The sequence below is a fragment of the Nonomuraea sp. LP-02 genome (assembly GCF_036289125.1).
Lineage (GTDB): Bacteria > Actinomycetota > Actinomycetes > Streptosporangiales > Streptosporangiaceae > Nonomuraea > Nonomuraea bangladeshensis.
Window position 1 is genome coordinate 6,529,039 of sequence record NZ_JAXCLK010000001.1, and the last position, 26,412, is coordinate 6,555,450.

The 26,412-nt window shown below is 70.5% G+C and carries 32 protein-coding genes and 1 tRNA gene; 21 read left to right on the forward strand and 12 right to left on the reverse strand.

The genetic code is table 11. The features are described 5' to 3' along the window. The first annotated feature begins 231 nt into the window (after positions 1–231). The 6 genes from SMD20_RS30700 (at position 232) to SMD20_RS30725 (ending at position 4,457) form a co-directional block, all read left to right on the forward strand. Complete coding sequence (locus SMD20_RS30700; protein ID WP_329588025.1) at positions 232–1,293, forward strand: HesA/MoeB/ThiF family protein; 1,062 nt, start codon at positions 232–234, stop codon at positions 1,291–1,293. Positions 1,294–1,356: 63 nt separating this feature from the next. Further along, the gene (locus tag SMD20_RS30705) at positions 1,357–1,479 is read left to right on the forward strand and encodes a hypothetical protein (protein ID WP_329588027.1); all 123 of its coding nucleotides are present in this window, start codon (positions 1,357–1,359) and stop codon (positions 1,477–1,479) included. Between the two features lie 50 nt (positions 1,480–1,529). Further along, on the forward strand, positions 1,530–2,114 hold the full coding sequence (locus SMD20_RS30710) for a DUF6879 family protein (protein ID WP_329588029.1): 585 nt from the start codon (positions 1,530–1,532) through the stop codon (positions 2,112–2,114). Beyond that, entirely contained in the window at positions 2,111–3,277 is a 1,167-nt protein-coding gene (locus SMD20_RS30715) for a hypothetical protein (RefSeq protein WP_329588030.1), read from the forward strand. The genes SMD20_RS30710 and SMD20_RS30715 overlap by 4 nt, the downstream gene beginning before the upstream one ends. A 130-nt stretch (positions 3,278–3,407) precedes the next feature. Further along, the gene (locus SMD20_RS30720; RefSeq protein WP_329588032.1) at positions 3,408–3,836 is read left to right on the forward strand and encodes a hypothetical protein; all 429 of its coding nucleotides are present in this window, start codon (positions 3,408–3,410) and stop codon (positions 3,834–3,836) included. A gap of 120 nt (positions 3,837–3,956) precedes the next feature. Then, a complete protein-coding gene (locus tag SMD20_RS30725; protein WP_329588034.1) occupies positions 3,957–4,457 on the forward strand; it encodes an HIT family protein in 501 nt (166 codons plus the stop codon). A 4-nt stretch (positions 4,458–4,461) separates the two neighbouring features. On the opposite strand, the gene SMD20_RS30730 is transcribed toward SMD20_RS30725, so the two are convergent. After that, a complete protein-coding gene (locus SMD20_RS30730; protein ID WP_329588037.1) occupies positions 4,462–4,629 on the reverse strand; it encodes a hypothetical protein in 168 nt (55 codons plus the stop codon). 21 nt (positions 4,630–4,650) lie between these two features. Here SMD20_RS30730 and SMD20_RS30735 point away from each other — a divergent pair, with 21 nt between their 5' ends. After that, positions 4,651–5,085, forward strand: a complete 435-nt coding sequence (locus SMD20_RS30735; RefSeq protein WP_329588039.1) for a MarR family winged helix-turn-helix transcriptional regulator — start codon at positions 4,651–4,653, stop codon at positions 5,083–5,085. Between the two features lie 135 nt (positions 5,086–5,220). Here the strand turns inward: SMD20_RS30735 and SMD20_RS30740 are convergent, their stop codons facing one another. Beyond that, positions 5,221–5,526, reverse strand: a complete 306-nt coding sequence (locus tag SMD20_RS30740) for a hypothetical protein (protein ID WP_329588041.1) — start codon at positions 5,524–5,526, stop codon at positions 5,221–5,223. Positions 5,527–5,823: 297 nt separating this feature from the next. Between SMD20_RS30740 and SMD20_RS30745 the strand changes: the two genes are divergently transcribed. From SMD20_RS30745 to SMD20_RS30755, 3 genes are all read left to right on the forward strand, one after another. Then, positions 5,824–6,270: an NUDIX domain-containing protein gene (locus SMD20_RS30745; RefSeq protein ID WP_329588042.1), complete on the forward strand. Its 447-nt coding sequence runs from the start codon at positions 5,824–5,826 to the stop codon at positions 6,268–6,270. 381 nt (positions 6,271–6,651) lie between these two features. Then, positions 6,652–7,596 (forward strand): ADP-ribosylglycohydrolase family protein, encoded by a 945-nt coding sequence (locus tag SMD20_RS30750; protein WP_329588045.1) that lies wholly within the window; start codon positions 6,652–6,654, stop codon positions 7,594–7,596. 233 nt (positions 7,597–7,829) lie between these two features. Beyond that, positions 7,830–8,732 (forward strand): hypothetical protein, encoded by a 903-nt coding sequence (locus tag SMD20_RS30755; protein WP_329588047.1) that lies wholly within the window; start codon positions 7,830–7,832, stop codon positions 8,730–8,732. 290 nt (positions 8,733–9,022) lie between these two features. Here SMD20_RS30755 and SMD20_RS30760 read toward each other — a convergent pair. The 3 genes from SMD20_RS30760 to SMD20_RS30770 form a co-directional block, all read right to left on the reverse strand. Next, positions 9,023–9,095, reverse strand: a tRNA-Ala gene (locus tag SMD20_RS30760). A 17-nt stretch (positions 9,096–9,112) separates the two neighbouring features. Then, positions 9,113–9,841, reverse strand: a complete 729-nt coding sequence (locus tag SMD20_RS30765) for an HAD-IA family hydrolase (RefSeq protein WP_329588051.1) — start codon at positions 9,839–9,841, stop codon at positions 9,113–9,115. Positions 9,842–9,856: 15 nt separating this feature from the next. After that, a complete protein-coding gene (locus tag SMD20_RS30770) occupies positions 9,857–9,976 on the reverse strand; it encodes a DLW-39 family protein (protein WP_020542320.1) in 120 nt (39 codons plus the stop codon). Between the two features lie 482 nt (positions 9,977–10,458). Here SMD20_RS30770 and SMD20_RS30775 point away from each other — a divergent pair, with 482 nt between their 5' ends. The 3 genes from SMD20_RS30775 to SMD20_RS30785 are packed head-to-tail and all read left to right on the forward strand — an operon-like array spanning position 10,459 to position 13,853. Next, a complete protein-coding gene (locus SMD20_RS30775) occupies positions 10,459–10,674 on the forward strand; it encodes a heavy-metal-associated domain-containing protein (RefSeq protein WP_329588053.1) in 216 nt (71 codons plus the stop codon). Then, positions 10,671–11,612 (forward strand): hypothetical protein, encoded by a 942-nt coding sequence (locus tag SMD20_RS30780; protein ID WP_329588056.1) that lies wholly within the window; start codon positions 10,671–10,673, stop codon positions 11,610–11,612. Before SMD20_RS30775 ends, SMD20_RS30780 begins: the two co-directional genes overlap by 4 nt. A 33-nt stretch (positions 11,613–11,645) precedes the next feature. Next, complete coding sequence (locus tag SMD20_RS30785) at positions 11,646–13,853, forward strand: heavy metal translocating P-type ATPase (RefSeq protein WP_329588058.1); 2,208 nt, start codon at positions 11,646–11,648, stop codon at positions 13,851–13,853. A 19-nt stretch (positions 13,854–13,872) separates the two neighbouring features. Here the strand turns inward: SMD20_RS30785 and SMD20_RS30790 are convergent, their stop codons facing one another. Continuing rightward, the gene (locus SMD20_RS30790) at positions 13,873–15,090 is read right to left on the reverse strand and encodes an MFS transporter (protein ID WP_329588060.1); all 1,218 of its coding nucleotides are present in this window, start codon (positions 15,088–15,090) and stop codon (positions 13,873–13,875) included. Continuing rightward, positions 15,087–15,536, reverse strand: coding sequence for a carboxymuconolactone decarboxylase family protein (locus SMD20_RS30795; RefSeq protein WP_329588062.1), 450 nt, complete (start codon positions 15,534–15,536; stop codon positions 15,087–15,089). Before SMD20_RS30795 ends, SMD20_RS30790 begins: the two co-directional genes overlap by 4 nt. Positions 15,537–15,603: 67 nt before the next feature. Between SMD20_RS30795 and pdxR the strand changes: the two genes are divergently transcribed. After that, the gene (gene pdxR, locus SMD20_RS30800) at positions 15,604–17,010 is read left to right on the forward strand and encodes a MocR-like pyridoxine biosynthesis transcription factor PdxR (protein WP_329588064.1); all 1,407 of its coding nucleotides are present in this window, start codon (positions 15,604–15,606) and stop codon (positions 17,008–17,010) included. On the opposite strand, the gene SMD20_RS30805 is transcribed toward pdxR, so the two are convergent. Continuing rightward, positions 16,966–17,484 (reverse strand): universal stress protein, encoded by a 519-nt coding sequence (locus SMD20_RS30805; RefSeq protein WP_329588066.1) that lies wholly within the window; start codon positions 17,482–17,484, stop codon positions 16,966–16,968. The genes pdxR and SMD20_RS30805 overlap by 45 nt on opposite strands. A 98-nt stretch (positions 17,485–17,582) precedes the next feature. Continuing rightward, the gene (locus SMD20_RS30810) at positions 17,583–18,299 is read right to left on the reverse strand and encodes a hypothetical protein (protein WP_329588068.1); all 717 of its coding nucleotides are present in this window, start codon (positions 18,297–18,299) and stop codon (positions 17,583–17,585) included. 59 nt (positions 18,300–18,358) lie between these two features. Here SMD20_RS30810 and SMD20_RS30815 point away from each other — a divergent pair, with 59 nt between their 5' ends. Beyond that, the gene (locus SMD20_RS30815) at positions 18,359–18,961 is read left to right on the forward strand and encodes a cadmium resistance transporter (RefSeq protein ID WP_329588070.1); all 603 of its coding nucleotides are present in this window, start codon (positions 18,359–18,361) and stop codon (positions 18,959–18,961) included. On the opposite strand, the gene SMD20_RS30820 is transcribed toward SMD20_RS30815, so the two are convergent. After that, positions 18,945–20,279, reverse strand: coding sequence for a hypothetical protein (locus SMD20_RS30820; RefSeq protein ID WP_329588072.1), 1,335 nt, complete (start codon positions 20,277–20,279; stop codon positions 18,945–18,947). The genes SMD20_RS30815 and SMD20_RS30820 overlap by 17 nt on opposite strands. Positions 20,280–20,432: 153 nt before the next feature. On the opposite strand from SMD20_RS30820, the gene SMD20_RS30825 reads away from it, so the two are divergent. The 6 genes from SMD20_RS30825 to SMD20_RS30850 all read left to right on the forward strand — a co-directional run bounded on the left by SMD20_RS30825 (position 20,433) and on the right by SMD20_RS30850 (position 25,466). Then, positions 20,433–22,220: a flavin-containing monooxygenase gene (locus SMD20_RS30825; RefSeq protein WP_329588074.1), complete on the forward strand. Its 1,788-nt coding sequence runs from the start codon at positions 20,433–20,435 to the stop codon at positions 22,218–22,220. 28 nt (positions 22,221–22,248) lie between these two features. Further along, positions 22,249–23,034, forward strand: a complete 786-nt coding sequence (locus tag SMD20_RS30830) for an MBL fold metallo-hydrolase (protein ID WP_329588075.1) — start codon at positions 22,249–22,251, stop codon at positions 23,032–23,034. Between the two features lie 71 nt (positions 23,035–23,105). Continuing rightward, complete coding sequence (locus tag SMD20_RS30835; RefSeq protein ID WP_329588077.1) at positions 23,106–23,672, forward strand: PadR family transcriptional regulator; 567 nt, start codon at positions 23,106–23,108, stop codon at positions 23,670–23,672. Positions 23,673–23,788: 116 nt separating this feature from the next. Further along, positions 23,789–24,181: an SgcJ/EcaC family oxidoreductase gene (locus SMD20_RS30840; protein WP_329588079.1), complete on the forward strand. Its 393-nt coding sequence runs from the start codon at positions 23,789–23,791 to the stop codon at positions 24,179–24,181. Further along, positions 24,178–24,513: a hypothetical protein gene (locus SMD20_RS30845; RefSeq protein ID WP_329588081.1), complete on the forward strand. Its 336-nt coding sequence runs from the start codon at positions 24,178–24,180 to the stop codon at positions 24,511–24,513. Before SMD20_RS30840 ends, SMD20_RS30845 begins: the two co-directional genes overlap by 4 nt. A gap of 11 nt (positions 24,514–24,524) precedes the next feature. Continuing rightward, positions 24,525–25,466 carry a GNAT family N-acetyltransferase gene (locus tag SMD20_RS30850; protein ID WP_329588083.1) on the forward strand — a complete coding sequence of 314 codons (942 nt, stop codon included), beginning with the start codon at positions 24,525–24,527 and terminating at the stop codon, positions 25,464–25,466. Positions 25,467–25,475: 9 nt separating this feature from the next. Here SMD20_RS30850 and SMD20_RS30855 read toward each other — a convergent pair whose 3' ends face one another. Continuing rightward, positions 25,476–25,865, reverse strand: a complete 390-nt coding sequence (locus SMD20_RS30855; protein WP_329588085.1) for a hypothetical protein — start codon at positions 25,863–25,865, stop codon at positions 25,476–25,478. Between the two features lie 85 nt (positions 25,866–25,950). Beyond that, positions 25,951–26,163 (reverse strand): DUF397 domain-containing protein, encoded by a 213-nt coding sequence (locus SMD20_RS30860; RefSeq protein ID WP_329588087.1) that lies wholly within the window; start codon positions 26,161–26,163, stop codon positions 25,951–25,953. Positions 26,164–26,412 lie beyond the last annotated feature (249 nt).

Sequence of the window (26,412 nt, forward strand, 5' to 3'; positions counted from 1 at the left end):
AAGAGGTCCCACCGCGCCATCTCAAGCGCAGACATTAAGGGGGCCCTCGCCCCCTATCCGTTCGGTAACGGCCGTACGGCCACCTCTCGGCCTTCCCCCCCGCTTCGCCGCCGCTTCCGCAGCCGCCGCCGACCAGGCCATCAACCGGCTCCTGACCGCCGAATTCTGCACTCACTGAAGGACGGGCTCCAGATATTGACGCTGCGACGCGCCGCTGCCGACCATCGGTGAATGCGCCTTCCCCGCGTCAAACCGGAGCACGCTCCGTACCGGCTCAGCGACGGCACCATCCGTCTCGGCGGTGCCCTGCACGGGATCGCGTCGGAGATCACGGATGTCGACGGCTTGGCGTGGGCCGCACTGATGCTCATGAACGGCACCCGATCCCCCGCGGAGATCGCCGCAGGACTCCGCTCCGGCTTCCCCGACCTGACTGCCGAGGACGCCGAAGACGTCGTCGCGACCCTCCTGTCCTCCGGCCACGTGGAGGAGGCCGCGCCCGGCGCGTGCCAGGAGCTGACCGAGCAGGAACGGGAACGCTACAGCCGGAGCAGGGACTACTTCCGCTGGGTGGATCTCACCCCGCGCGACCACGGATGGGAACCGCAGCTGCGGATCAAGGATGCTCGCGTGCTGGTGCTCGGCCTGGGCGGGACCGGCAGTCACGCGGCCTGGTCGCTGGCCGCCGCGGGAGTGGGCCGGCTGCACCTGGTGGATCCCGACGTCGTCGAGCTGTCGAACCTCAACCGGCAGCTGCTCTACACCGAAGCGGACATCGGCCGGCCCAAGACCGAAGTGGCGCTGGAGCGGCTGCGCCAGGTCAACTCCGGTGTCGAGATCACCGTGGAGCAGTCGACGGTGGACAGCCCTGAGCGACTGGCGAGCCTGGTCGGCGGCTTCGACGTCCTGGCGCTGTGCGCCGACCGGCCGCGCGAGCCGTCCGGCATCCAGACCTGGGCCAATCGCGCGTGCTGGAAGGCGGGGATCCCGTGGGTGAGCGGCGGGTACAACGGTCCCCTCGTCAGCGTGGGCGTCTTCGGCCCCGGGGGACCGTGTTTCGCATGCGTACGAGCCGGCATACCGCCACAGCCCGGCGCCGACTATGCCTGGCCCGGCGTGACCGGCGCGTCCGCGGGGTTGTCCGGGCACCTGGTCGCGCACGATGTCCTGGCGCTCGTGACCGGGACCATGGCCACACCGCCGGGCTACTTCCACGGGGTGACGCTGCTGGACCCGGACGGGCATGTGTACGCCCGCCATCCATCGCGACCCCGATGCGAGATCTGTTCTTGATGGGCAGCCGAAGGGATCATACTCTCGCCCTTACCGTTCCCGACCCGATCGGTAAGGAGTGTCATGAGCAGCACCCCCTCCCCGGAACCACAGCAGGAGCGGAAACCGGCTAAGAAAATCATCGTTCGCAGGCTGGAAAAGATCGAGCCCACCGCGTCGACCCCCAGCCACGGCAACTCCAACTGATCGACGTGCGGGCAGGGCGACCTGCCCGCACCTGCATCTCAGGAGGCGTGATGAGTGACGTTCTGAGCCGCTTACGGAACGCGCCCGCCAAGGCGATGAACGCGGCCGAGTACGGAGCCGACTTCGCCAGGGAGTTCGACCGCGCCGGCGGGGTCCTGTGGAAACTCGAACGCGCCCAGCATTTCGACGAGGGGGATCTGCCCAGCTACCTGGCGATGCTCGACGGGGACTGGAACCGGGCGATGGAGCTGGCGGAACAGATGCGTCCCGGTTTTCGTGCCGACAATCCCGACCGGATGGACTTCCGCCGGATCCGCGTGGTCGAGGAGCCGTTCTCCCCGTACGTCCGCTGGGAGCTCGCGTTGCTCTCCATGCGCGCCGAGGAGGGCGAGAACAGCAGAGTCGTGCCCGTCTCGGCGGTGCACCCGTACGAGGCCGAGGGCCCCGTGCCGGAGCTGGTCCTGTTCAACCCGGCCCTGCTGTACGAGGTGCGCTACGACGAGACCGGGAGGCACACCGGCGCACGCAGGATCACCGACCCTGACGTCGTCGGGCCTTGCCTACCGGTCCTGGCAGGTCTCTTCGACGAGGGCGAGGACCTGCGTACGTACTGCGCCAGGATGAGGGTGGCTTGACGGTCGCCTTCCACCGTCTCGGTGTCCGCCGTGACGGCGACGAGTGGATCGTCGGGCGGGTGGACTCGGGTGACTTCGTGGCCGTACCCGAGGAAGGGCTGCTGGCCATCCGCCTGCTCCAGCAGGGGATGGGCATCGAGCAGGTCCGTGTCCGCCTGCGGGAGGAGACCGGCGCCGACCTCGACGTGGACGACTTCGTCGCCGACCTGTCGGACGCGGGTCTGGTGGCCGAGGTCGAGGGACGTCCCGTACCGAGCCCGCCGCCACTGCGACCGACCTTCCCCTGGCTCCAGCCCCGGCACGTGCGCTGGACGCTGCATCCCGCGCTGCACCTGGCTCTGTCGGTCCCGATCGGGGCAGGAATCGCCTGCCTGGCCCTACGCCCCGCGCTCTTCCCGGGATGGGAGGCGGCCCTCTGGACCGGCCACGGCGCCGCCGTACTGGTGACCTGGGCGGCGCTCGCGTGGCTGACGACGGGACTCCACGAGCTGGCTCATCTGGTCACCGCCCGGGCCGCCGGAGTGCCCGCGCGGATGAGCCTCGGCACGCGCCTGCAGTTCCTGGTGGCCCAGACCGATGTCTCGGGGATCTGGCCGGCGCCGACCCGCATCCGCGTGACCGTCTACCTGTCGGGCATAGTCGCCGACCTGACGATCTGTGGCATGGCCCTGACCTGGGCGTACATCATGGGGCCGAACCCGCTCACCTCCTGGATCATCCTCATCCAGGCACTCCGCCTGGCCAATCAGCTCCTGGTGTTCATGCGTACCGACCTGTACTTCTTGCTGCAGGATGTCACCGGCTGCCGGAACCTGTACGGGAACGGCGCCGCCTACGTGCGCGGCCTCCTGCGGGGCAGGCGGCACACGCTGGCCTCGCTGCCGCCACGCGAACGGTTCAGCGTGCGTCTCTACGCGATGCTCCAGAGCGCCGGCACCCTCGCCTGCCTCGCGTTCGCGGCGCTGGTGACGCTGCCTCTGGTGATCACCTTGATCGCCCACTCGGTCCGGGACCTGCTGGCGGCGGTGGAGCCCTGGGCGATGGCCGAGGCGGTCGTGGTGCTGGTGCTCGTCATCGTTCCGGAGGTGCTCTGGGCCCGTGTGTGGTGGCGCAGGCACGGGCCACGGATCAGACGAGCGACAGCGGCGGCGGCGCGCGGGTAACCGAACGCCCCAGCTTGACTCGAAAATGCATGAATTCTTGCCCGGTCTTGTTCAGGTGTAGTGATCCACGCCAGAATCAGTTCAGCCTTCAACTACTGGGTTGGAGCGTCACCGCACGGATAGGAGAGGCATGAAGCGCACCATCTCCGTTCTCGTCGCCACCGGCGTCCTCGGCGCCACGCTCACCGGCACCAGTCCCGCATCCGCATCCACCTCCGCCGTCGACTGCGCAGCAGGCGGATACACCCGGGTCCTGAACAGCTACGTCCCCACCAACGTCGAGAGGCCCGCGATCGACGGCCGCAGCTACAACATCGGCGGCCCGAACGCGTACACGTACGAGATCTGCCTCGACATCCCGGACACCTCGACCTTCACGATCGAGGTACGGAGCTGGAACAACGGCGTACAGAGCTCGTTCGTGGACGACCGGCCCGGGGACAAGATCTTCCGCTACTCGCTTGCCCCCAACAGCTTCTGGCAGGTCTACGGCACGCTGACCGGGCCCGACAGCATCTACCTCTACTACACCTGGCACGAGAAGCAGATCCCGGCCTGACTCGGAACGGACCCGCTGCTGCGCAGATCGCAAAGGCCACATCCCGCTTACGGTGATGTGGCCTTTGACCTGGAGTGAATCCTCCCAAGGGGCTGAGAGCTCCACCCAGGAAGGGCAGTGATGACTGATTCGATCAAGCGTGTGCCGTTCGACGTGGAAAGCTACAGCCGCCGTTCCCGGACGGGACCGTGCTTCATCTGCGCGATCGTCAGCAGAGATCCCGGCCAGCCGGAGGAGATCGTCTACGACGACGGCGAGCACATCGCGTTTCTTGCCCGCTTCGCCTCGCTGCCGGGCTATGTCCTCGTGGCACCCAAAGCCCACATCGAACACGTCGTCCGAGACCTTACTGAGGACCAGTTCGTCGCGGTGATGCGGGTTGTGCGCCGAGTCGCTCTGGCTCTGGAGGCGAGCGTGCCCTGCGAGCGAACGTACCTGTTGTCCTTGGGCAGCCAGCAGGGAAACGCCCACCTGCACTGGCACATCGCGGCTCTGCCGCCTGGTGTGCCGTACGAACAGCAGCAGTACCACGCTCTCATGGCGGAAAACGGGATCGTCGAGCACACGCCCGAGGAGGCCGCCGCCCTGGCCGCCGCGATACGGAACGCCTTGGACGCATAGCTCGTCAGTACGCCTGCAACTCCAGGAGATTGCCCTCCGGATCACGCAGGTGCGCCGTACGAAGGCCGGGGGCCCACTCCGGCCGGTCCGCCGGCGGCGCCACGGCCCGGCCTCCCTGGCGCAGGCAGAACCGGTAACCGGCGTCCACGTCCGCCACCCGGCTGACGAACATCACCACGTCCTGCGTTGCGGAGTGCCCCGCCTGGCGGCGCTGACCCCCTATCTGCTGTCCAAGACCGGCAAGGCCGCACGCGGCCGTGTCGCCTCCCGGCTCGCCCTGCGTGGAGTGCGGATGTGGCACATGGCGATCCTGGACGCCCTGGCCGACGGCGGGCCGCGCTCACCGCGGGAACTCGCCGCCACACTGGCGATCGACCCCAGCGACGTGACCAAGGTGCTGGACGAACTGGTCTCCGCCGGCCACGTCGAACGGACCCGCGACCCGCGAGATCGCCGCCGCATCCACGTCAAGCTCACTCCGGAGGGATCCGACGCCCTCGCCGACCTGGCCGCCGACGTCTCGGCGGTCGAGGACGAAGTGCTGGCGCCTCTGGACGCAGCCGAGCGCGCCCAGCTCCACACCTTGCTGACCCGGGTCTTCCGCCACATCGAGAGCGCTCGCGGATAGGGCCGGCCCGAGCGCCAACCGTCCGGAGACAGCCGATCACGCGTCACTTTCGCTGCCGTACGCAATCAAAAAGCCACTTCCCGTTCTGAGGAAGTGGCTTTTCAGCTGACGGTTTGCCGATCTGCTGAAACTTGATCAGTCAACGCACATTGCGTTGTGGGTGGACTCGAAGACCCATGTGCCGCCACCCGGAGAGGAATAGACCGTGCGCGTGTAGTAGGTCCCAGGGGTGCAGTCGTGGCCGACCGCGAGTACGGCCTGCCGGGCCCGCTGTTCGGCCGCCGCAAATCCGGCCGCGTACGTGTTGCCCGCCCCCAGAGCAGTGGCGCTGCGGGGAGTGTCATAGCCGTCGGCGTGCGCGGCCACGGTCGTGGATGCCAGGCCGGCCGCCACCACGGCTGAGACGAGGCCCAGCCGGTGGAGCCAAGTGACTTTCTGCATGCTTCTCCTCACGAGGGGCGGGCATGTGATCGATCAACACAGATTCAGCGCAGGTGGATATATAAGCGATATTCACCACTTGGCCACAAGAATCTGGCGACCGTAGTCTTCATGCTGGAGCGTATAGCCAGAGGCGCTCAGGAATTCGGTTCTCAGGTAATCTCGAGCCCCATTGAGGCAGCCCCAATGCTCTGACCTGCAGGTTGAACTCGCCGAGACATCTGAAATTACTGAATTACGCGGAACGCGGGTACGGAGCCGCCTTGTCGGCGGCAGATCGTGGGGCAGAATGTGCCGATGACGATCTCCGCTGACGACTCCGGTCCGGTCCGGATCGTGACGGCCGTTCTTCGCGACGGCGATCGGGTGCTGCTGTGTCATCGAAGCGCCGGACGCCGCTGGTATCCCGACGTGTGGGACTTACCGGGCGGTCATGTTGAGGAGGGGGAGGATCCGAAAGAGAGCCTTGTCCGCGAGCTTCGGGAGGAGTTGGGAATCACGGCATCGGAGCCGGCCGGCCCGCCGATGCACGAGATCCGGACCGCGACGTTCGACATGCAGATCTGGCTGGTCGACAGGTGGACCGGAACACCCGCCAACGCCGCGCCGGACGAGCACGACGCTGTGGCGTGGTTCGAGGCGTCCGACCTCGACGGCCTGCGTCTCGCCCATGAGTCGTATCTCGCGATGCTCACCGCCGTACTCGATCGATCTCATCGAGATGCCCGGACAGCTCGTCGCTGATCCACCTGGCCGCACACGCCATCCAACTGACGAGCAAGGCGCAGGCTAATGGCACGTAGATGGCATGAACGCCGCTTCCCATCACCGGGGAAGCGGCGTTTTTCGAGGTGGAGCCTAGGAGATTCGAACTCCTGACTTCCTGCTTGCAAACGGGAGCCGGTCACCTCGTTGAGGGTTCGCGAGCCTGGTCAAGCGGTAGATGCGGGTCGACGACATGTGATCGTGTGCGGAGACGTTGCTGTATTCCGCTGCTGTACGCAGCGCCCTGCATCGGCGATCTGCCTGTCATGGTCCAACGTTCGCCGTCTCCTGCGATTGGTTCGGTCAGCCCGCCGCTCAGCATCAGACGGTCGGCGCTGCCAAGCTAAGTAACCTGCTGGTATGAATCTTGTGCAGCGTGCCGTTGGCGCGGTCGTCGGCTCGGCTGTGGGCGATGCGCTGGGTGCTCCCTTCGAGTTCGGCCCGGCGGGCGCATTCTTCTCCCGGTTTCCGGTACCGGGTGCCGGCGGCGAGATGAGTGGAGGCGGCGGCTGGGACGCCGGCGAGGCCACCGACGATACGCAGATGGCCGTTCATGTAGCCGAGTCGTTGCTGGAACGTGGCGGTTTGGACCTGCCGGATATCTTCGCCCGCTTCCAGCGATGGGCGGCCGATGAGCCCAAAGACATCGGACTGCAGACCGAAGACGTACTGACCCGCGGCCTGCCCTGGGATCAGGCCGCCGCCGCCCATTACCGGAGCAGCCATCGAGCTGCGGGTAACGGCGCGCTGATGCGCGCCACCCCATCGGCGGTGTACTTCGCCCGCGACGGACGGCAGGCCACCATGGACGCCGCTCGGCAGATCGCCGCCCTCACTCACGGCGACCCGGCGGCATGGGAAGGCACCGCGATCTTTCACGACCTGATACGTGTCGCCCTGGACGGCGCGGACCCCTTGGACCAGCTCTCCCAGACCCTTACCGCTGTCCACCCCGACCATCGTCAACGCTACGCCGCCATCCTCGCCCCCAGCTGGCATCCCGACCAGGCCACCGAATTCAACGGTGCCGTCTGGCCCTGTCTCGGCTCGGCCGTATGGGCACTGCGCACCACCCGCAGCTATGAGGACGCCATCCGCGCAGCGATCGACCTGGGCGGCGACACCGACACCGTCGCCGCGGTCACCGGCGGACTGGCCGGGGCCGTGTACGGACCGGCAGCGATTCCAACCAGTTGGACCGACCCCTTACACGTTCCGCTACCCGGAAGCGGCGGCCGAACCCTGCATCTGACCCACCTGACCGACCTCGCTCGTGACCTCGTAGAGCGTCCGAATTCAGACTGACAACGGAGCCCTGACTGCCAGAGCGCAACGACCTTCCGCTCCTCAGGCGGACCATTCGCCCTGGTCGGGTAGTGGAGGCCGTGGTCAGAGGGTGGTGGACGGTAGTCGAAGTGAGTCTGTGTGTGGGACGTTGCTGTCGGTGCTGCTGTCATCGCCCTTGCTAGATCATGACCTTCGTCCGCTACTGTCGCCCGAGTCGATCTACCAGCAAGCGGGGGAACGGAGAGGCCGTCGTGACGCAGTCATCTCCTGCGGAGACGCGCCTCCCTGCAAAGGCACTCCGCATCGGGGCGGTCCTGGCCGCCTCCGGGCCGGTCATCCTGAAGACCTCCAGGGTCAGCGCGGCAGAGCTGAACATCGGGATCTGCTGGGGAGCTGACCCCGTCGCACCCGTCCTCATGACGACGAGCCCGTGGTGGCAGCTGCTGTCGTGGGGCGAACTCCTGCTGCCGGTGGTCCTGGCCGGTCTCCTGCTGTGCGCCCCGCGCCGGACCACGCTCCTCGGAAGCGCGGCGGTCTGCGCTGTCCTCGGGTTCAGGCTGTTCGTGATCTCCCTCCCGTTCGATACCCGCCCCCTCATCGACCGGCCCCTTCCCGTCGATGAGCCCTGGCTGTCGATCGTCTGCTACACCGTGGCCATCGTCACGCTGCTCGTGGCGGCACGTTCGCCCCTGCCTCCACCTCCGGTGCGGAAGGGCATCGTGCTCTGGGCGGCGGCCATCATGGCGGCTGCGTGGACGGTCGGCCGACTCTCTCTTCCGACCGGTGAGTCCACCTCCTTCGGCTGGTTCGCCTCCACACCGCCGACGGAACTGCTGTGGAAGCGTCCCGGGGCGTGGGCCTGCAAGGCCGACGTGGACGGTGTGCTGATCGTGCTCATCGCCTTGGCCGCGGCGGCCGGCGGTGTCATGGCGGGCCGGACGCAGCACCGGGTCGCATGGGGGATCGGTGCGCTCCTCATCCTCGCCGCCGTCGAGGGGTTCGTGACGGTTCTCGTCGTCGGGGGCGGCGAATACCTCGCGTACGCGACCAAGATGATCCGATGGCACCTCCTGGTCGCAGCGGCGCTCGTCATCGCGACCACTTTCCGGGATCGACCACCAGCAACCGAGCTTGATGAGCCCCACCCGCTATAGAGGTAGACCGGGGAACGGTGGAGACCCCTTCATTACGAGTGAAGCGGAGGGCCGTGGTCGAGAGCCGGCGCTGCTGCTCAACCGTGTGAAGCCGTACGGGACGAGCAGGCTGCGTGAGGCGGCGTTGCTGTACTTCCCTGCTGTACAGCAGACCACAGCAACCCGCGTATCCGGTGGCAAGCCGACCCGGAGCGCAGGGCCGCCAGGCCCGGACACCGGAAGCGGCGCGGCAGCTGTACAAGATCGAAAAGGCCACCTCCCGATCATGGGAAGTGGCCTTCTACCTGGAGTGGAGCCTAGGAGATTCGAACTCCTGACTTCCTGCTTGCAAAGCAGGCGCTCTGCCAACTGAGCTAAGGCCCCTTCGAGACGAAGATAGCTTACCGGGCCGAGGATGCCACCTGCGTCGCGCCGAGGGTGTCGCTCAGGATCAGGTCGGGGAAGTCGACGATGGAGTCCAGGATGTGGGTCGCGCCGCCCTTGAGGAGGCGTTCGCGGCTGTGGACTCCGGTCATGAGGCCGGCCACGACGGAGGCGCCGGCGCGGCGGCCGCAGAGCATGTCGCTCTCCGAGTCGCCGATCACGGCCACGTTGCGTACGTCGGCCACGCCGAGGCGGAGGACGGCGTGGAGGACCATGTCGGGCCAGGGGCGGCCGCGGCCTCCCGCGTCTTCCGGGGAGATGGCCAGGTCGATGCGGTCGTGCCAGCCGAGGATGCCGAGGACGCGGCTCAGCGTGGTGCGGCTGAAGCCGGTGATCAGGGCGAGCTTGACGTCGTTGCCGCGGAGCTTGTCGAGGACTTCGAGTACGCCGGGCATGGGTTCGAGACCTGCCCGCTCCAGGGTGCCCTCGTAGGAGCGCTCGAAGGTGAGGTTCGCCGCCTGGGCCTGGGCCTCGTTGCCGGGGAAGATGCCGCGGAAGACGTCGATCTTGGGGCAGCCCCGGGACCGGTGCACGTGAACCATGGCTCGCGCGTACGCTCCGGTCCCGGGCACTATGCCCTGTGTCGCGATCGCCTCGGCGAAAGCGCGTTCGACCATGGCGATGTCACCGACCGTGGTGCCTGCAAGGTCCAGGCACACCAGCTTGATGGGGACGATGTCACTCATCGCCTCGCCGGTCGGTTAGTTCTCGCTGCCGGTCGCCTCGGTCCAGAGATCGAGCTCGGCGCGGTCGGCCTGCACCTTGCGCCAGATCAGCAGCCCCCCGAGGGCGATCAGCGCAAGAACGAGCAGCTTCTTCACGGTGTGACCCCACTTCTTCGACGGCCTCACCTGCCGGGGTGAGACCCAACGGTTGACATGCAGCCTAGCAAGGGATGGCTGCGGTCCTCGTGTTGTGCGCGGACCAGATGTGCGGATTGAGCGGTGAAATGTGCGGATTGGGGGATGGATAGGGATACGGGCAGGTGCCAAAGCAACTGCTCAGGCAACTTTTCAAGCGAGCGAGTGCTCGGCGAGTCTTCGCGTGTTCAAGAGCCCACCATATCCAGGGGTGACGGTTCTCACGTGCCGACCGGGCCGCGTGTCCGGATTCGGGGGCTTGAACATACCCCGGAGGGGTATGTTAGGTTCGTGGTGGCTGGACGGGACGCTGTGAGCGAACGGCCCGCCGCTGGACCGCCTCTGTCCGTACGTCATGGGGAGAGATGGGGCACCTAAATACCCTAGGGGGGTACGGTGTTAGACTCGAAGAGGACGTATTTGAGCATGTTGAGGAGACCGTGATGACCACTACCGCCACCTACACCGTCAAGGGCATGACCTGCGGCCACTGCGTCAGCTCGGTGAAGGAGGAGGTCGGCGAGGTCGCCGGCGTCACCTCCGTCGAGGTCGAGCTGGAGAGCGGCCTGCTCACGGTGAGCAGTGACGAGCCCGTTGACCAGGCGAGGATTGCCGCCGCCGTGGAAGAAGCCGGGTACGAACTGGCGGGCCGGTCATGAACGCGGCCGGCAAGCTGGGCGCCTACGTCCTGGGGCTGGCCGTCGTGTTCGGCGGGGCCCTGGGCGTGGGCCGGGCCACGGGCGCCGGCGACGCCCCCACCGAGGGGAAGTCCGCGTCCCCGGCAGTGGCGGATCATGCGGAAACGGGCGGGCACAACGGCGCAGACGGCGCCCATCAAACCACCACCACCAAGGCTGATACCCCTGGGGGGCTCCAGGTGTCCCAGAACGGCTACACCCTCTCCCTGCTCACCACCCCGGTCACCGGCCGCCCCATGGACCTGGCGTTCCGCGTCACCGGCCCCGACCAGCGCCCGGTGACCGCCTACAAGGTCGAGCACGACAAGAAGATGCACTTCATCGTCGTCTCCCGCGACCTCACCAGCTTCCAGCACGTCCACCCCGAGATGGCCCCGGACGGCACCTGGAAGACCCGCCTGACGCTGCCCGCCCCCGGCGCCTACCGCGCCTTCGCCGACTTCGTATCAGAAGGCGGCGGGAAGCTGACACTAGGCGCGGACCTCCAGGCCGCGGGCGACTATCGGCCCGAGCCGTTGCCGCACGTCAGCCGTACGTCGACGGTCGGTGACTACACTGTGAACCTTGCCGGGAACCTGGTGCCGGGCCAGTCGAGCAAGCTCACTCTCACGGTCAGCAAGAACGGCAAGCCGGTGACGGACCTCCAGCCATACCTGGGCGCCTACGGACATCTGGTCGCGCTGCGCGCGGGCGACCTCGCCTACCTGCACGTGCACCCGGAGGAGAGCGAGCAGGCCGGGCCGGAGATCACGTTCTACGCCGAGGTGCCGAGCGTCGGCAACTACCGGCTGTTCCTCGACTTCCAGCATGACGACCAGGTGCGGACGGCGAGTTTCACCGTCCCCGCCACCCTCGCCGACGGGCACGCGCCCTCGGCCACCCACGACCACGGCCACTAGCGGCACGGACGCGACGAAGAAGGGAGAGGTGACATGTCCTCCATGACCGAGGGAAAGGCTGTCGAGCTCACGATCGGCGGCATGACCTGCGCGTCCTGCGCGAACCGGATCGAGCGCAAGCTCAACAAGCTCGACGGCGTGACCGCGACGGTCAACTACGCGACCGAGAAGGCGAAGGTCACCTTCCCGGAGGGCCTCGATCCGCGGGCGCTGGTCGAGGAGGTCGAGAAGGCGGGCTACACCGCCGCCCTCCCCGCCCCTCCCACCGCCGAGGAGGAAGAGGAGAAGAAGGCGGAGCCGCCGGACGAGCTGCGCCGCAGGCTGATCACCGCGATCGTGCTCAGCGTCCCGGTGGTGGCGATGGCGATGATCCCGCCGCTCCAGTTCCCGAACTGGCAGTGGCTGTCGCTGACGCTGGCGGCGCCGGTCGTGGTGTACGCGGGCTGGCCGTTCCACAAGGCGGCCTGGGCCAACCTGCGCCACGGCGCGGCCACCATGGACACGCTGATCTCCATGGGCACGCTGGCGGCGCTCGGCTGGTCGCTCTGGGCGCTGTTCTTCGGCTCGGCGGGCACGCCGGGGATGACGCACCCGTTCGAGTTCACGATCGAGCGCACCGACGGCTCCGGCAACATCTACCTGGAGGCGGCGGCGGGGGTGACCGCGTTCATCCTGGCCGGGCGCTACTTCGAGTCCCGCTCCAAGCGGCGGTCGGGCGCGGCGCTGCGGGCGCTGATGGAGCTGGGCGCGAAGGACGTGGAGCTGGCGGACGGCACTCGGGTGCCGGTCGAACGGCTCCAGGCCGGCGACCGGTTCGTGGTGCGGCCGGGGGAGAAGATCGCCACGGACGGCGTGGTCGAGGAGGGCACCTCGGCGGTGGACGCCTCGATGCTGACCGGCGAGTCGGTGCCGGTCGAGGTCAAGCCGGGTGACGGCGTGACCGGCGCGACCGTCAACGCGGGCGGTCGGCTCATCGTCCGGGCCACCAGGGTCGGGGCCGACACCCAGCTCGCGCAGATGGCGCGGCTGGTGGAGGAGGCGCAGACCGGCAAGGCGCAGGTGCAGCGGCTGGCGGACCGGATCTCGGGCGTGTTCGTGCCGGTGGTGATCGCGCTGGCGGTCGCCACGCTGGGCTACTGGCTCGGCACCGGCAACGGGGCGGGGGCGGCGTTCACGGCCGCGGTGGCGGTCCTCATCATCGCCTGCCCGTGCGCGCTGGGCCTGGCCACGCCGACGGCGCTGCTGGTCGGCACCGGTCGGGGCGCGCAGCTCGGCATCCTCATCAAGGGTCCCGAGGTGCTGGAGTCCACGCGCAAGGTGGACACCGTCGTCCTGGACAAGACCGGCACGGTCACCGAGGGCCGCATGACGCTGGCCGCCGTGCACCTGGCCGAGGGGGAGACCCGCGAGGAGGTGCTGCGGCTGGCCGGGGCGCTGGAGAACGCCTCCGAGCACCCGATCGCCCAGGCCGTCGCCCGCGAGGCCGCCTCGCAGGCCAAGGTCGAGGACTTCGCGAACGTCGAGGGGCTCGGCGTCCAGGGCATCGTGGACGGGCACGCGGTGCTGGTCGGACGCCCCAGGCTGCTCGCCGAGTGGTCACAGCACCTGCCCACGGACCTCGCGGCCGAGCTGGAGGAGGAGCAGGCCAAGGGCCGTACGGTCGTCGCGGTCGGCTGGGATGGCAAGGCGCGGGCGCTGCTGGTCGTGGCGGACGTCGTCAAGCCCACCAGCAAGGAGGCGGTCGCGCAGCTCAGGGCGCTGGGGCTCACCCCGGTGCTGCTGACCGGCGACAACGAGGCCGTGGCCCGTACGGTCGCCGCCGAGGTGGGCGTCGACGAGGTGATCGCCGAGGTGCTGCCCGCCGAGAAGGTGGACGTCGTCAAGCGGCTCCAGGGCGAGGGCAGGGTCGTGGCCATGGTGGGCGACGGGGTCAACGACGCCGCCGCGCTGGCCCAGGCCGATCTGGGGCTGGCGATGGGCACCGGCACCGACGCCGCCATCGCGGCCGCCGACCTGACGCTGGTGCGCGGCGACCTGCGGGTGGCGCCGGACGCGATCCGGCTCTCGCGCCGGACGCTGGCCGTCATCAAGGGCAACCTGTTCTGGGCGTTCGCGTACAACGTGGCGGCGCTGCCGCTGGCGGCGGCCGGGCTGCTCAGTCCGATGATCGCGGGGGCGGCCATGGCGTTCTCCAGCGTGTTCGTGGTCAGCAACAGCCTGCGGCTACGCGCGTTCCGCTGAGCGGGGGCGGGCGTCGAAGCTACGCGCGTTCCGCTGAGCGGGAGGCCGAGCGGCGGGCCCAGCGGACGGCCGGCGTCATCGCGGCGCCGGCCGCCGCGAACATCGCGCCGAGGGCGAGCCAGCCAAGCGTCCCGCCGCCGAGGACGAGCGTGGTGAGCGCGACCGGGCCGAGCATGCGGGCGACGGCGGTGCCGGTGCCGAAGAAGCCCTGATACTGCCCCTGGCGGTCGTCGGGGGCGAGGCCGAAGCTGATCTCCCAGGCGCCGGCGGCCAGCAGCATCTCGCCCCACACCAGCAGCGCGGCGCCCAGCAGCAGGTACGGCCACCCGTACGCGCTGAGCGCGAACACCGCGCAGGCCGCCAGCATCATCAGCCCGGCCCGGCGCACCGACGCGGACGCCTCCCGCAGGGTCCGCACCCGGCGGGCGACCCGCACCTGGAAGGCCAGCACGCTGCCGGTGTTCACCAGGAGCAGCGCGGCCACCACCCACGACGGCGCGGACGTGCGCCCGGCGATCCACAGCGGCACGATGACGCTGAGCAGCGGCATGTAGAACAGCAGCACCGCGTTGATCAGCGTGACCAGCGCGTACGGCCGGTCCCGCAGCACGGTCAGCCGGCCGGAGGGGGAGGCGCCGCCCGCCGGGCGGAGCGCGGGGAGCCGCAGCAGGAGGGCCGCGGCCACGAGGAAGCCGGCCGCGTCGAGGGCGAAGAGCGCCGTGTACGCGGCGGGCGTGTCCAGCCACAACGCGATCCCGCCGAGCCCGGCCCCCGCCGCGAGCCCGCCGTTCAGCGTGGCCTGGAGCATCGCGCGGGCCGCGGTCCGCTCGGCGGGCGGCACCAGGCCGGCGAGCAGGGCCTGGCGGGCGGCCGACAGGCCGGTCTGCGCGATGCCGTACAGGCAGGTGACCAGCAGGAACGGCACGAACGAGCGGACCAGCGCGAACGAGGCCACCGCGACGGCGGTCGCGACCGCCAGCGCCACGGCGACGCCGCGCGGGCCGCGCCGGTCGGCGAGGTGCCCGAGCGGGACCCCGGCCACCATGCCGACCGCCCAGCCCGCCGTCAGGCCGATGCCGATCTGGGCCGGAGGCAGGCCCACGACCTTGGCGAAGTAGAAGGCGGAGGCGACGAGGTAGGCCCCGTCGCCGACGGAGTTCGCGAACTGCGCCTGGGCGAGCACCCGCCGCCCGGAGCCCCGACGGCCGGCGGGGGCGGCGAGAGTGAGGGCGGTCATGGCTGGTACGACTCCGGAGTCATGCGGGTGGAGACGCCCATCCGGTTCCAGGCGTTGATTGCCGCCACCGCGACCACGAGCGCGGCCAGCTCCGCCTCGCTGAAGTGCGCGGCGGCTTCGTTCCAGACCGCGTCGGTGACGTCGTCGGTGGACAGTCGCGTGGCGGCCTCGGCGAAGGCGAGCGCGGCCCGTTCCCGCTCGGTGAAGAACGGCGCCTCCCTCCACACGGCGACGGCGTGCAGCCGCGCGTCGCTCTCTCCTTCCTTCTTGGCGTCGGCGCTGTGCATGTCCACGCAGTAGACGCAGCCGTTGATCTGGCTGGCCCGCAGGTTGACGAGATGGACGAGGGACGAGGGGAGCGGGCTCGCGGCGACGAAGCGGTCCAGGGCGGCCATGCCGCGGTAGGCCTCGCGGGCGAGGGATCCGAGGTTCATGCGTTCGGTCATGACCTCATCCTCGCGTCCGCCTTGTCCCAGGATAAGCTCCAATTTCCAGCCAATTGATTGGGCCAAGATGGACGTGCACATCACCCTTCACGAGGGCCGCGGCAATCTGGCCGCTCAGGTGTACCGGCAGCTCATGGACGCCATCCTCGACGGCCGGCTGCGCTCGGGCGAGCGCCTGCCCCCGACGCGCGAGCTGGCCCGCAGGCTGGACATCTCCAGGAACACGGTCGCGCTCGCCTACGACCGCCTGGTGGCCGACGGCTTCCTCGTGGGCCGGGCGGGGGCGGGCACGTTCGTCTCGGCCGCGCCGGTACGCGGCCGGGCCGCGCCGAAGGGCGTCATCCGCCCGCGCGCGCCCTGGGCGGACCTCAGCCCGCCCCCGCTGGTCCCGCCCGCCCGCTACGACTTCCGCGTCGGCATGCCCGACCCCCGCCTGTTCCCCATGCAGACCTGGCGCCGCCTGGTGGCCCGCGAGCTGCGCGCCGGCACGGGCGGTTACGCGGATCCGGCCGGGCACCCGGCGCTGCGCGAGGCGATCTCCCGGCACATCGGCCTCAGCCGCTCGGTCCACGCCGGCCCCGGCGACGTGCTCATCACGAACGGCGCCCAGCAGGCCCTCGACCTCATCGGCCGGGTGCTGATCGAGCCCGGCGCCTGCGTGGCCGTCGAGGAGCCCGGCTACTGGCCGGCCCGCCTGCTGTTCCGCTCGCTCGGCGCGCGCGTCGCGACCGTGCCGGTGGACGCCGAGGGCATCGACGTCGCGGCCATCCCCGGCGCGGCCCGCGTGGTGTACGTGACGCCGTCCCACCAGTTCCCGCTGGGCACGCCCATGTCGCCGGCCCGCCGCGCCGCGCTGCTCGCCTGGGCCGAGCGCCGCCGCGCGGTGGTGATCGAGGACGACTACGACAGCGAGTTCCGCTTCGGCGAGCGCCCCCTCGCGCCCCTCCAGAGCCTCGACCGGGCGGGCCGGGTCATCTACGTCGGCTCGTTCTCGAAGACGCTGCTCCCCATGCTGCGGCTCGGCTTCCTCGTCGCGCCCGCCTCGCTCGCGCCCGCGCTGCGCACCGCGAAGCAGCTCTCCGACTGGCACGGGGAGCTGCCGGCGCAGGCGGCACTCGCCCGCTTCATCGACGAGGGGCTGCTGGCCCGGCACATCAGGAAGGCGACCCGCGAGTACGCCGCCCGCCACGCGCCCATCGCCGAGGCGCTGGCCGCCGACGAGCGGCTGCGGCCGGTGCCCTCCAGCGCGGGGCTGCATCTGTGCGCCCGCCTCGCGCCCGGCGTGTCCTTCGAGCCGGTGCCGGGGCTCGCGGTGGAGCGGCTGGAGGCGTACTGCGCGGAGGGCGTCCCGCAACCCGGGCTGGTGCTCGGCTACGGCGGGATCACCAGGGAGCTGGTCCCGGAGGGCCTGCGCCTGCTGCGCCGCTCGCTACGGATGCCGGCGGCCCCAGGACCGCCGGCCTCGGTCACCTGACAGCTCGGGGTCGTCCGGCGCGGCCGGCTGCTGCACGATCACCACCGTCGTACGCGCGTGCCGGGCGCAGTACATGCTGGTGGAGGGCAGGAAGATGCGGCTGAACAGCCCGCGTCTCCCCCGGCCGAGCACCAGCAGGTCGCCTTCGCCGGCGAGATCGACGAGATGGTAGCCGGGATCGCCGACCCGGCCGATCGCGGCCGTCGTGAGGTCGTCGGGCACCCCGCCCGCCACGTCCTCGAACGCCGCCGTGATCACCTCGGCGCAGCGGGCCTCCTCGCCCGCCCGCACCGCGTGCTGCACGGGCAGCGCCTCGGGGAAGGGATGGACGGGCGCGCGGCTGACGTGCACGGCGACCAGGGCCATCCGGTGCAGCCTGGCCGCCCCGATGGCCCAGGCCAGCGCCCAGCGCGAGGCCGGGGATTCGTCCACTCCCACGATCAGCCTCGCACCGCCGGGCAGTTCCTGTTCCACGGTGCCTCCTGATGAGAAGTACGACCATAGTGCGCCACTCGGCCGGTTACCGGGAGGTGGGACTTTGCGAACTTCGGAGTCGCCGGTCGGGAGGCGGATCAGATGAGCGTGAGCAGGCCGTCGTGGAGGGTGTCGCGCTCGGCGGCGGACAGCGTGCCGTACGGTCTGCCCGCCCGGAGGTTCGTCGCCGCCTCGACCTCCGCGCGCACCGGGCCGTCCCGCAGGCCGACGATCTCGGCCGCGGACAGGCCCGCCGCCTCCCAGGCCGCGGCGTGGGCGTCGGCGCGGTGGTAGCGGAGCGCGGCCAGGCGGTTGAACAGCAGCACGCCGGGGGAGGCGCCGCCCGGCTCGTACGGGGGCGCCACCAGCTCCAGAGCCCCGCCGGGCAGGCGCTCGGCGTGCTCCAGGACGCGGCCCGCCAGCTCGGCCAGGGCTGGCAGGTCGCGGCCTGCCCAGGCGCGGGCGGTGGCGGCGGCGTGGACGTCGTACAGGCGGTGGACGTACGCGAGGCCGCGGGCGGTCAGCCGCAGGCCGTCGTCCCCGTCGGCCAGCGTGCCTTCGCGCAGGTGCTCCCTGACGGTTTCCTCCAGGGCCGCCGGGTCGTGGTAGCGGTGGATCGCGGCGAGCCCGGCTCGGGTCAGCGGGCGGAGGGGGAGCACGAAGCGCAGGTCGAGCAGGAGGCCGGGGGTGACGCCCGAGGTCTCGGCCAGCTCGGTGGCGGCGCGGAGGGCCGTGGCGTGCACGTTGACGTGCGCCGCGTCGATGATCGGAGCGATCGCCGCCGCATACTCCGACAGAGCCTGAAATTTCGGCATTGGCGGCATTATGTCAATGCCGTGGCGACCCACCCAGGACGTTCGGGATCATGGTGCCCATGGCGGCCATCATCACCATCCTGGGAGACAGCGTCGTCGCGCAGGCCGCCGGGCTGTTCGCCGTCACGAACATCGACGACCTCGTGCTGCTCGCGCTGTTCTTCGCCCAGGCCGCCGGGCACCGGGGCGGCGCGGCGCGCATCGTCCTCGGCCAGTACCTCGGCTTCGCCGCGATCCTCGCGGTGTCCGTCGCCGCCGCGCTCGGGGCCACGCTGCTGCCCGAGCCGGTCCTGCCGTACCTGGGCCTGCTGCCCCTGGCCCTCGGCGTCCGCGCGGCCTGGCGGGCCTGGCGCGAGCGGAACGGCGGGGACGAGGAGGAACCCGGAGAACGTCCGGGCGGCCCCGGCGCGCTCGCGGTCGCCGCCGTCACGTTCGCCAACGGCGGCGACAACGTGGGCGTCTACGTCCCGGTCTTCGCCACCTCGGGCCCGGCCGGCATCGCCGGGTACGCGGCCGTCTTCCTCGTGCTGGTCGCCGTCTGGTGCCTGGTGGGCCGGCTCCTCGCCACCCGGCCGTTCGTCGCCCGCGCGCTGAGCCGCTGGGGGCACGTGCTGCTCCCCCTCGTGCTGATCGCCGTCGGCCTGGTCATCCTGCTCGGCTGAGCACCCTGGACTCCTGCTCGGCGGCAGGCTCCGGGGTACGTCCGGCCAGGGTGAGGCCGAGGGCCAGGAAGATCAGCGGGATCGCCGGCACCACGTACCGGACGTCGAAGGCGGCGAGGAACGGCGGCGAGACGACGAGCGCGAGCGCGATCAGCGCGGGGAGCAGCGCGTCCCAGCGCCGCCGCCACACCATGAGCCCGAACGCGGCCACCAGCGCGACCATCAGCAGCGGGAACGGCACGTACCCGAAGCGCTGGTAGGCCCGCAGCCAGCCGGCGTACGGCTCGACGACGCGCGTGGCGGCCGGCCCGGCCTCGTACGACTCCGCGATGCCGCGTACGGACTCGCTGATGGGCCGTTCGGCGGCGGGCAGCTTGTACGGCGTCTTCTCGTCCACGGCCGTGCGCTCCCAGCGCAGCAGCTGCCGGAGGTCGGTCGCCACGGCGGCGAGGTAGTCGACCGGCTGGGCGAGGATGGCCTGCCGGGCGAACTCCCCGGCGAGCTGGTTGCGGTTGGCCGTGCCCGGCACCTTGAGCAGCGGCGAGAAGTCCTCCCACAGCCAGTGGGGCGGGTAGGGGCGCTGCTCGACGGGCATGTTCGGGCAGAGCACGGCGAGGCGCTCCGGCGGGTCGATCACCGCGCAGTCGGCGAAGCTCATGGTCCTCGACCAGAGGAAGTTGCCGTCCGCCTCGGTGAGCGCGAACTTGCCCTTCTCGGCCTTGGTCCAGGTCGCGTACGCGCCGAGCGGGATCGCCCCTGCCACGACCAGCGCCACGAGGGGGCGCCAGCCGTACCGGCGGACCAGCAGGTACGCGGCCGTGAGCAGCAGCAGCGGCAGGCCGACCGTCCTGGTGATGCCGGCCAGGCCGAGCAGCAGCCCGGCGGTCGCCGCCGTGGCAGGGGTGACGCGCCAGACCACGAGCGCGACGGCCGCCGTGACGAGCGCGACGAAGACCGCGTCCGCCATGATCATGTGTTCCAGGAGGATCAGGAACTCGTCGTACAGCAGCGGGGTGACCAGCAGCGTCGCGCCCCAGCCCGGCAGGCCGCGCCGCCTGAGCAGGGCGTACACGCCGATCGCGAGCGCCAGTCCCAGCAGGTGCTGCAGGACCGTCACGAGCGTCAGGCTGTGGGCCGGGCGCAGCAGCGCGAGCAGCAGGGAGTAGCCGGACGGCCGGGCGGTGCCCGGCGTCAGCTCCTCGCGCAGGAACGCGAACGAGTCGCCGTAGAACAGCAGCGCGGGCGGGAACCCGAGCACGGCGAGCACGCGCAGCCCGATGGCGGGCAGGAGGGCGATGACCAGCGCGCGATGAGCCAAGGCGGTGCAGCTTCCTCGGGCAGCTTCCTTACGTACGGATTAATCACCATAGCGGCCATCAACTCGCCCGACGGCCGTCCAGCGCGGGGCCTTGTCGGCGACCGGGGCCGAATGTGATTCTGGAATCGCCTCGGACAATCCACCGGAGGACGCATGACAGCCGCGATCGGCAGCATCGACAAAGAGGCCCTGCGCCGCAAATACCGTGAGGAGCGGGACAAGCGACTCCGCCCGGACGGCAACGATCAGTACCTCCGCCTGCCCGCCGACTACCTGGACGACCCGTACACCCCCCGGACCGACCGCGCCCCCAAGACCGACCACGTCACGGTCGCGGTCATCGGCGGCGGCTTCGCCGGGCTGCTCACCGGGGCGAGGCTCAAGGAGGCCGGCGTCCAGGACGTACGCGTCCTCGACAAGGCCGGCGACTTCGGCGGCACCTGGTACTGGAACCGCTACCCGGGAGCGCAGTGCGACACGGCGTCGTACGTCTACATGCCGCTCCTGGAGGAGACCGGCCACATGCCGTCGGAGAAGTACGCGCACGCGCCCGAGATCCTGGAGCACTGCCGCCGCATCGGCAAGCACTTCGGCCTCTACGACGACGCCCTGTTCCACACCGAGGTCACCGGCCTGGAATGGCTCGGCGGCCGGTGGCTGGTGCGCACCAACCGCGGCGACGCCTTCACGGCGCAGTTCGTCGTCATGGGCATCGGGCCGCTGCACGTGCCGAAGCTCCCCGGCATCCCCGGGATGGCGGACTTCCGCGGCCACGCCTTCCACACCAGCCGCTGGGACTACGCCTACACCGGCGGCGACCCGGCCGGCGCCCCCATGGACCGGCTGGCAGACAAGCGCGTGGCGATCATCGGCACCGGCGCGACCGCTGTCCAGTGCGTCCCCCACCTGGCGAGGTCCGCCGCCGAGCTGTACGTCTTCCAGCGCACCCCGTCCAGCGTGGACGTACGCGGCAACCGCCCCACCGACCCCGAGTGGTTCGCCGGCATCGCCACGCCCGGCTGGCAGCGGCGCTGGCTGGAGAACTTCACCGCCATGCAGACCGGCGCCCAGGCCGACGAGGACCTGGTGATGGACGGCTGGACCGACCTCGCCCGCCGGGTCAGGGCCAGGGTCGCCGAGCTGCCCGAGATCACCCCGCAGACGCTGCTGGCCGCCTTCGAGGACTCCGACTTCGAGAAGATGGAGGAGATCCGCGCCCGCGTGGACGCCGTCGTAAGCGACCCGGAGACCGCGCGCGGGCTCAAGGCCTGGTACCGCCAGCTCTGCAAGCGCCCCTGCTTCCACGACGAGTACCTCCAGGCGTTCAACCTGCCCGGCGTCCACCTCGTGGACACCGACGGCAAGGGCGTCGAGCGCATCACCGAGAAGGGCGTCGTCGTCGCCGGCCGCGAGTACGAGGTCGACTGCGTCATCTACGCCTCCGGCTTCGAGGTCGGCACCGATTACACCCGCCGCGCCGGCTACGACCTGATCGGCCGCGACGGCCGCCGGCTGTCGGAGCACTGGGCGGACGGCATGCGCTCGCTGCACGGCGTCCACGTGCACGGCTTCCCCAACGCCTTCCTCATCGGCCACACCCAGGGCGCGAACCTGCTCTCCAACATCCCCCACAACCTCACCGAGGCCGGCCGCACGGTCGCCACCGTCGTCGCGCACGCCCTGGCGCACGGCCACACCGAGGTCGAGGTCACCGAGGAGGCCGAGAACGGCTGGGTGGACCTGCTGCTGTCCGGCAACGGCCCGCTGCTCGGCTCACCCGACTGCACGCCCGGCTACTACAACAACGAGGGCCGGGACCTGGGCGTACGCGGGCGGTTGAACGGCGGCTATCCCGGGGGCGCGGCGGCGTTCTTCGCCTACATCGACCAGTGGCGGTCCTCCGGGTCCTTCGAAGGGCTCCGGTTCACCCGTATGCCATAGGTGGAGGTGAAAAGTAGGGTTCGGTGCCATGGACGAGAAGTGGCAGGAGATCGGCGACCGGGTCTACGTCCGCCGGCACCGTTCCTACGACATGAACACCGGTCTGGTCGTGGGCGACGACGGGCACTGTCTGGTGCTCGACACGCGGGCCTCGCACCGCGAGGCGGCCGACCTGATCGCGGCGATCAGGACGATCACCCACGGCCCCTGGACGGTCGTCAACAGCCACTCCCACTTCGACCACTACTTCGGCAACGCGCTCTTCCGCCCCGCCGAGATCTGGGGTCACACCCGCTGCGCCGAGGAGATCGAGACGTACGGCGAGCAGCAACGCGCCGCCCTCCTGGAACGGCACCCGGAGGTGGAGGAGGTGACCGTCGTCGCGCCGGACTGCACCTTCACCAGTGCCGCGAGCCTCGACATCGGCGGGCGCATGGTGCATCTGCGGCACTTCGGGCTCGGGCACAGCAGCAACGACGTCGTGGTGCAGGTGCCCGACGCGGGGGTGGTGTTCGCGGGTGACCTGGTGGAGGAGGGGGCGCCGCCCGCGTTCGGGGACTCGTACCCGCTGGACTGGCCGGTGACGCTGGCCGCGATGCTGAGGGAGATGCCCGAGCCGGTCGTCGTGCCGGGGCACGGCGCGGTGGTGGACCGCGCGTACGCGTCGGGGCAGCAGGCCGAGCTGGCGCTGGTGGCCGACCTGGCCAGGCGGGCGCACACGGAAGGTCTGCGTGACCTCATCGGCCGCTTCCCTTACCCGGAGGAGACCAGCAGGCAGGCGATCGACCGCGCCTTCCTGCAGCTCGACGCCTGATCGCCGCCGGACACTCGACGTACGGTGCCGTGTCTGCCTATAGTGCAAATTGCACTATGGAAAGGAGCATCATGGCGCGCCGCCACGATCTGGTCGGGCTCACCGTCCTGGCCCTGCTCACGTTGCGCGCCGCTCACCCGTACGAGCTGCACCGGCTCATCGTCGACTGGCACAAGGACTACATCACCGGCCTGCCGCGCAGCCTCTACCACGCGGTCGAGCGGCTGGCCAGGGACGAGCTCATCGTGCCCGCGAAGACCGACCGCGAGGGCCGCAGGCCGGAGCGCACGGTCTACGAGATCACCGACGAGGGCCGGGAGGAACTGGCCGCCCGGCTGCGCCTGCTCCTGGAGCGGCCCGACCCCGACCGGCGCGCGTTCGTCGCCGCGGTCTCGCTCATGGGCTGCCTCCCGCTGCCCGAGGCCCAGCGGGCGCTGCGCGCCCGCGCCGCGACGATCGAGGGCGTCCTCGCCGGGATGGACGCCCACCGGCGGGCCATGGCGGAAAACGGCCTGCCCGCCGTGCTCGCGCTGGAGCTGGAGTACGAGCAGGCGCTGCACCGGGCCGAGCTGGCCTGGCTCGGCGACCTGCTCGACCGGCTGGACAGGGGCGAGCTCGACTGGAGCCCGCCCACCTGAGAAAAACGGCCGCCGAGGTGCGCCAACACCACGGCGGCCGGCATCCGACCAAGGCGCCTGCCCTGTCCGGACTCGCAAAGCCCAGGATAGGCGCCGCGACCGAGAGGAACCGCGTCATGTCCACCACCGAATCCACCATCGAGATCAACCGCCTGCTCGCCCGCCTGACCGAGACCTGGAACGCCGGCGACTCCGCCGGCTACGCGGAGCTGTTCACCGCGGACGCCGACTACGTCACCTTCTTCGGCCTGCACCTCAAGGGCCGCGAGGCCATCGAGGAGACGCACCGGGGGCTGTTCCGGACCGCGATCAAGCTCGACGAGAGCGACGTCGAGCCGAGCATCAGGCACATCACCGACGACGTCGCCGTGGTCGTGACGGGCGGGTCGTCGTCCGTGAACGGCGTCCCTGACCCGAGCCGGACCTCGACCGTCACCTTCACGGCGCTGCGCACCCCCGAGGGCTGGCGCTTCGCCTCCTTCCACAACTCGCGCGTGGTCAAGCCGTGAGCCGCCGGCTCGTCACAGAGGTCGCCGGGGTGGTGACCGCGCCCGTCGAGCGGGTGTGGCCGCTGCTCAGGCGGCAGGTTCCCGCCGAGGAGGCCGGCGAGCACGTCCTGGTCCACCAGGGCGGCTGGTGGTACCGCGGCGAGTGGACGGTGACCGCCCATCCCGAGGGCACGCGCGTGGACCACCGCGTCTACTGCGTGGCCGGCCCGTTCTGGGCGGTGGCCCTCGCCAACCGGCTGTTCATCGGGTTCGGGGCGCGTACGCGCCGCGCGTTCGGGGACGGCCTGGCCGCGATCGCCCGCCAGTCGGGGGGCTCCGCCCGCCTGACCTAGGCTCTCTTTTCATGAAATGGGAGCCTTTGACCCTGGCGGACGCCCGGCCGCTGGCCGAACTGCTGGCCGCGATGGAGGCCGTGGACCGCGTCGGCGTGGTCCACGGCGTGGACGAGGTGGCCGGCCACCTCTCCAGCCCGCTGCTCGACCTGGCCGAAGGCACCCTCGCGGCCTGGGAGGGCGACCGCCTGGTCGCCTTCGGCCAGCTGCCCGTCATGCAGTCCGCCCCGGAGACGCACGCCATGCGGCTCTGGGGCGGTGTGCATCCGGACCACCGCCGCCGCGGCCTCGGCCGGCGGATCGTGGACTGGAGCCTGCGCGCCGCCCCGGTGCTGAGCGCGCGGGCCTTCCCCGGCGTTCCCGCGGAGGTCCACCTCACCGCGGACGCCACCGACCCCGGGGCGGTGGTGCTCGCGGAGGCCGCCGGGTTCGTCCCGGTACGCACCTTCGCCCGAATGGCTCGCGACCTGCCCGGCGACCTGCCCGCCGTCCGGCCGCCGGCCGGCGTGTCCCTCGCCCCCTGGTCGCCGGACCTGGACGAAGGCGCCCGCGCCGTACGCAACGAGTCCTTCCGCGACCACTGGGGCAGCGTGCCGCACACCCCGGAGAGCTGGCGGGCCGCCATCACCGGCCCGCCCAACTTCCTGCCGGGCTCGTCGTTCGTGGCCCTGGCGGACGGGCGGGCCGTCGGCGTGCTCATGACCCACCACCGCGAGACGCCGACCGGCGAGCGCGTCGCCTGGATCCAGATCGTCGGCACCCTGCGCGAATGGCGCGGCAAGGGCGTGGCCGGCGCACTGCTCGCCCACGCCCTCGCCGCCTTCACCGCCCAGGGCTACGACGCGGCCGGCCTCGGCGTGGACGCCGCCAACCCGACGGGCGCGGTCGCCGTGTACGAACGCGCCGGCTTCTCCATCGCCCACCGCAGCACGACGTACTCCTGCGCGGTGTGAGCCGGCTGCTCATGAGGGGCAGGGATGCGACACGTGCCGGTTGGGGCAGCAGATCAGCCCCAGGCTCACGAACCTGCCGCCCATCAGCCACTCGCCCCACTGCACGTCCACGCCCCGAGGCAGCGCGTCCCTGGCGTAGACCAGGCGTTCCTCCAGAGGGATGCGCTCCGGCCGGATGAGGGACGCGCGTACCTTGCCGTACTCGCGGGCCAGCCAGCCGGCCGCGTCCTCGACCTCATGAAAGGCGTCGGCCATGCGCGAGGCGGGCTTGGCCAGCCAGTCACCGGTGCGCATGGGCGGCAGCGGCGAGGTGGGGAAGTCGGGCGAGCCGGGCCGTCTCCCGGACTCGTTGCCCCGGTCAGCGCCGTTGCCGGTCCACTGGTAGGCGTGCCAGTGCATGCTCAGACAGCTCCCGTAACCTTGAGGCGGGCAGCCCCTGCTTGCTGTGATCAGGCAGGGGCCGCCCGCCCGTCCTGGGGTCTCGCTAGATGGTGGTCACGGCGGCCGCGCGAAGTTCGGCACCGGTGAAGCGGAGAGTCCCCGCATCCGGGTTCTTCCCGTCACGCAGGGCGAACGCGTCCGGAGCGCCTGGGATCGGGTCGATCTCGACACAGGACTCCATCTCCTCCTCGTCCTGGTTGCCTCCGCACAGACGGCGGAAAACCGGCTGGTTGAGCGAGTGCTCGTACAGATCCACGGCTTACCTCTCTTGTCTACTGGTCGTATCTCCTCGCCTAGATAGCAGATAGTAGTCGTGTGGCTACAAGAAGGCTTGTGGATCGCTCGGCTTGGTAGCGATGTCCTCCTGTGGTGGCTACTCCAACGTGACCGTTGCCATATCTGGTCACCTTGAGCGAGGTCGCTGTTGGGTCGGCGACCCTATGATCAGCAGCTTCCAGAGATCGAGGACGTCACGTGGGCAGCTCGGGCCGTCTCCATCACGGTG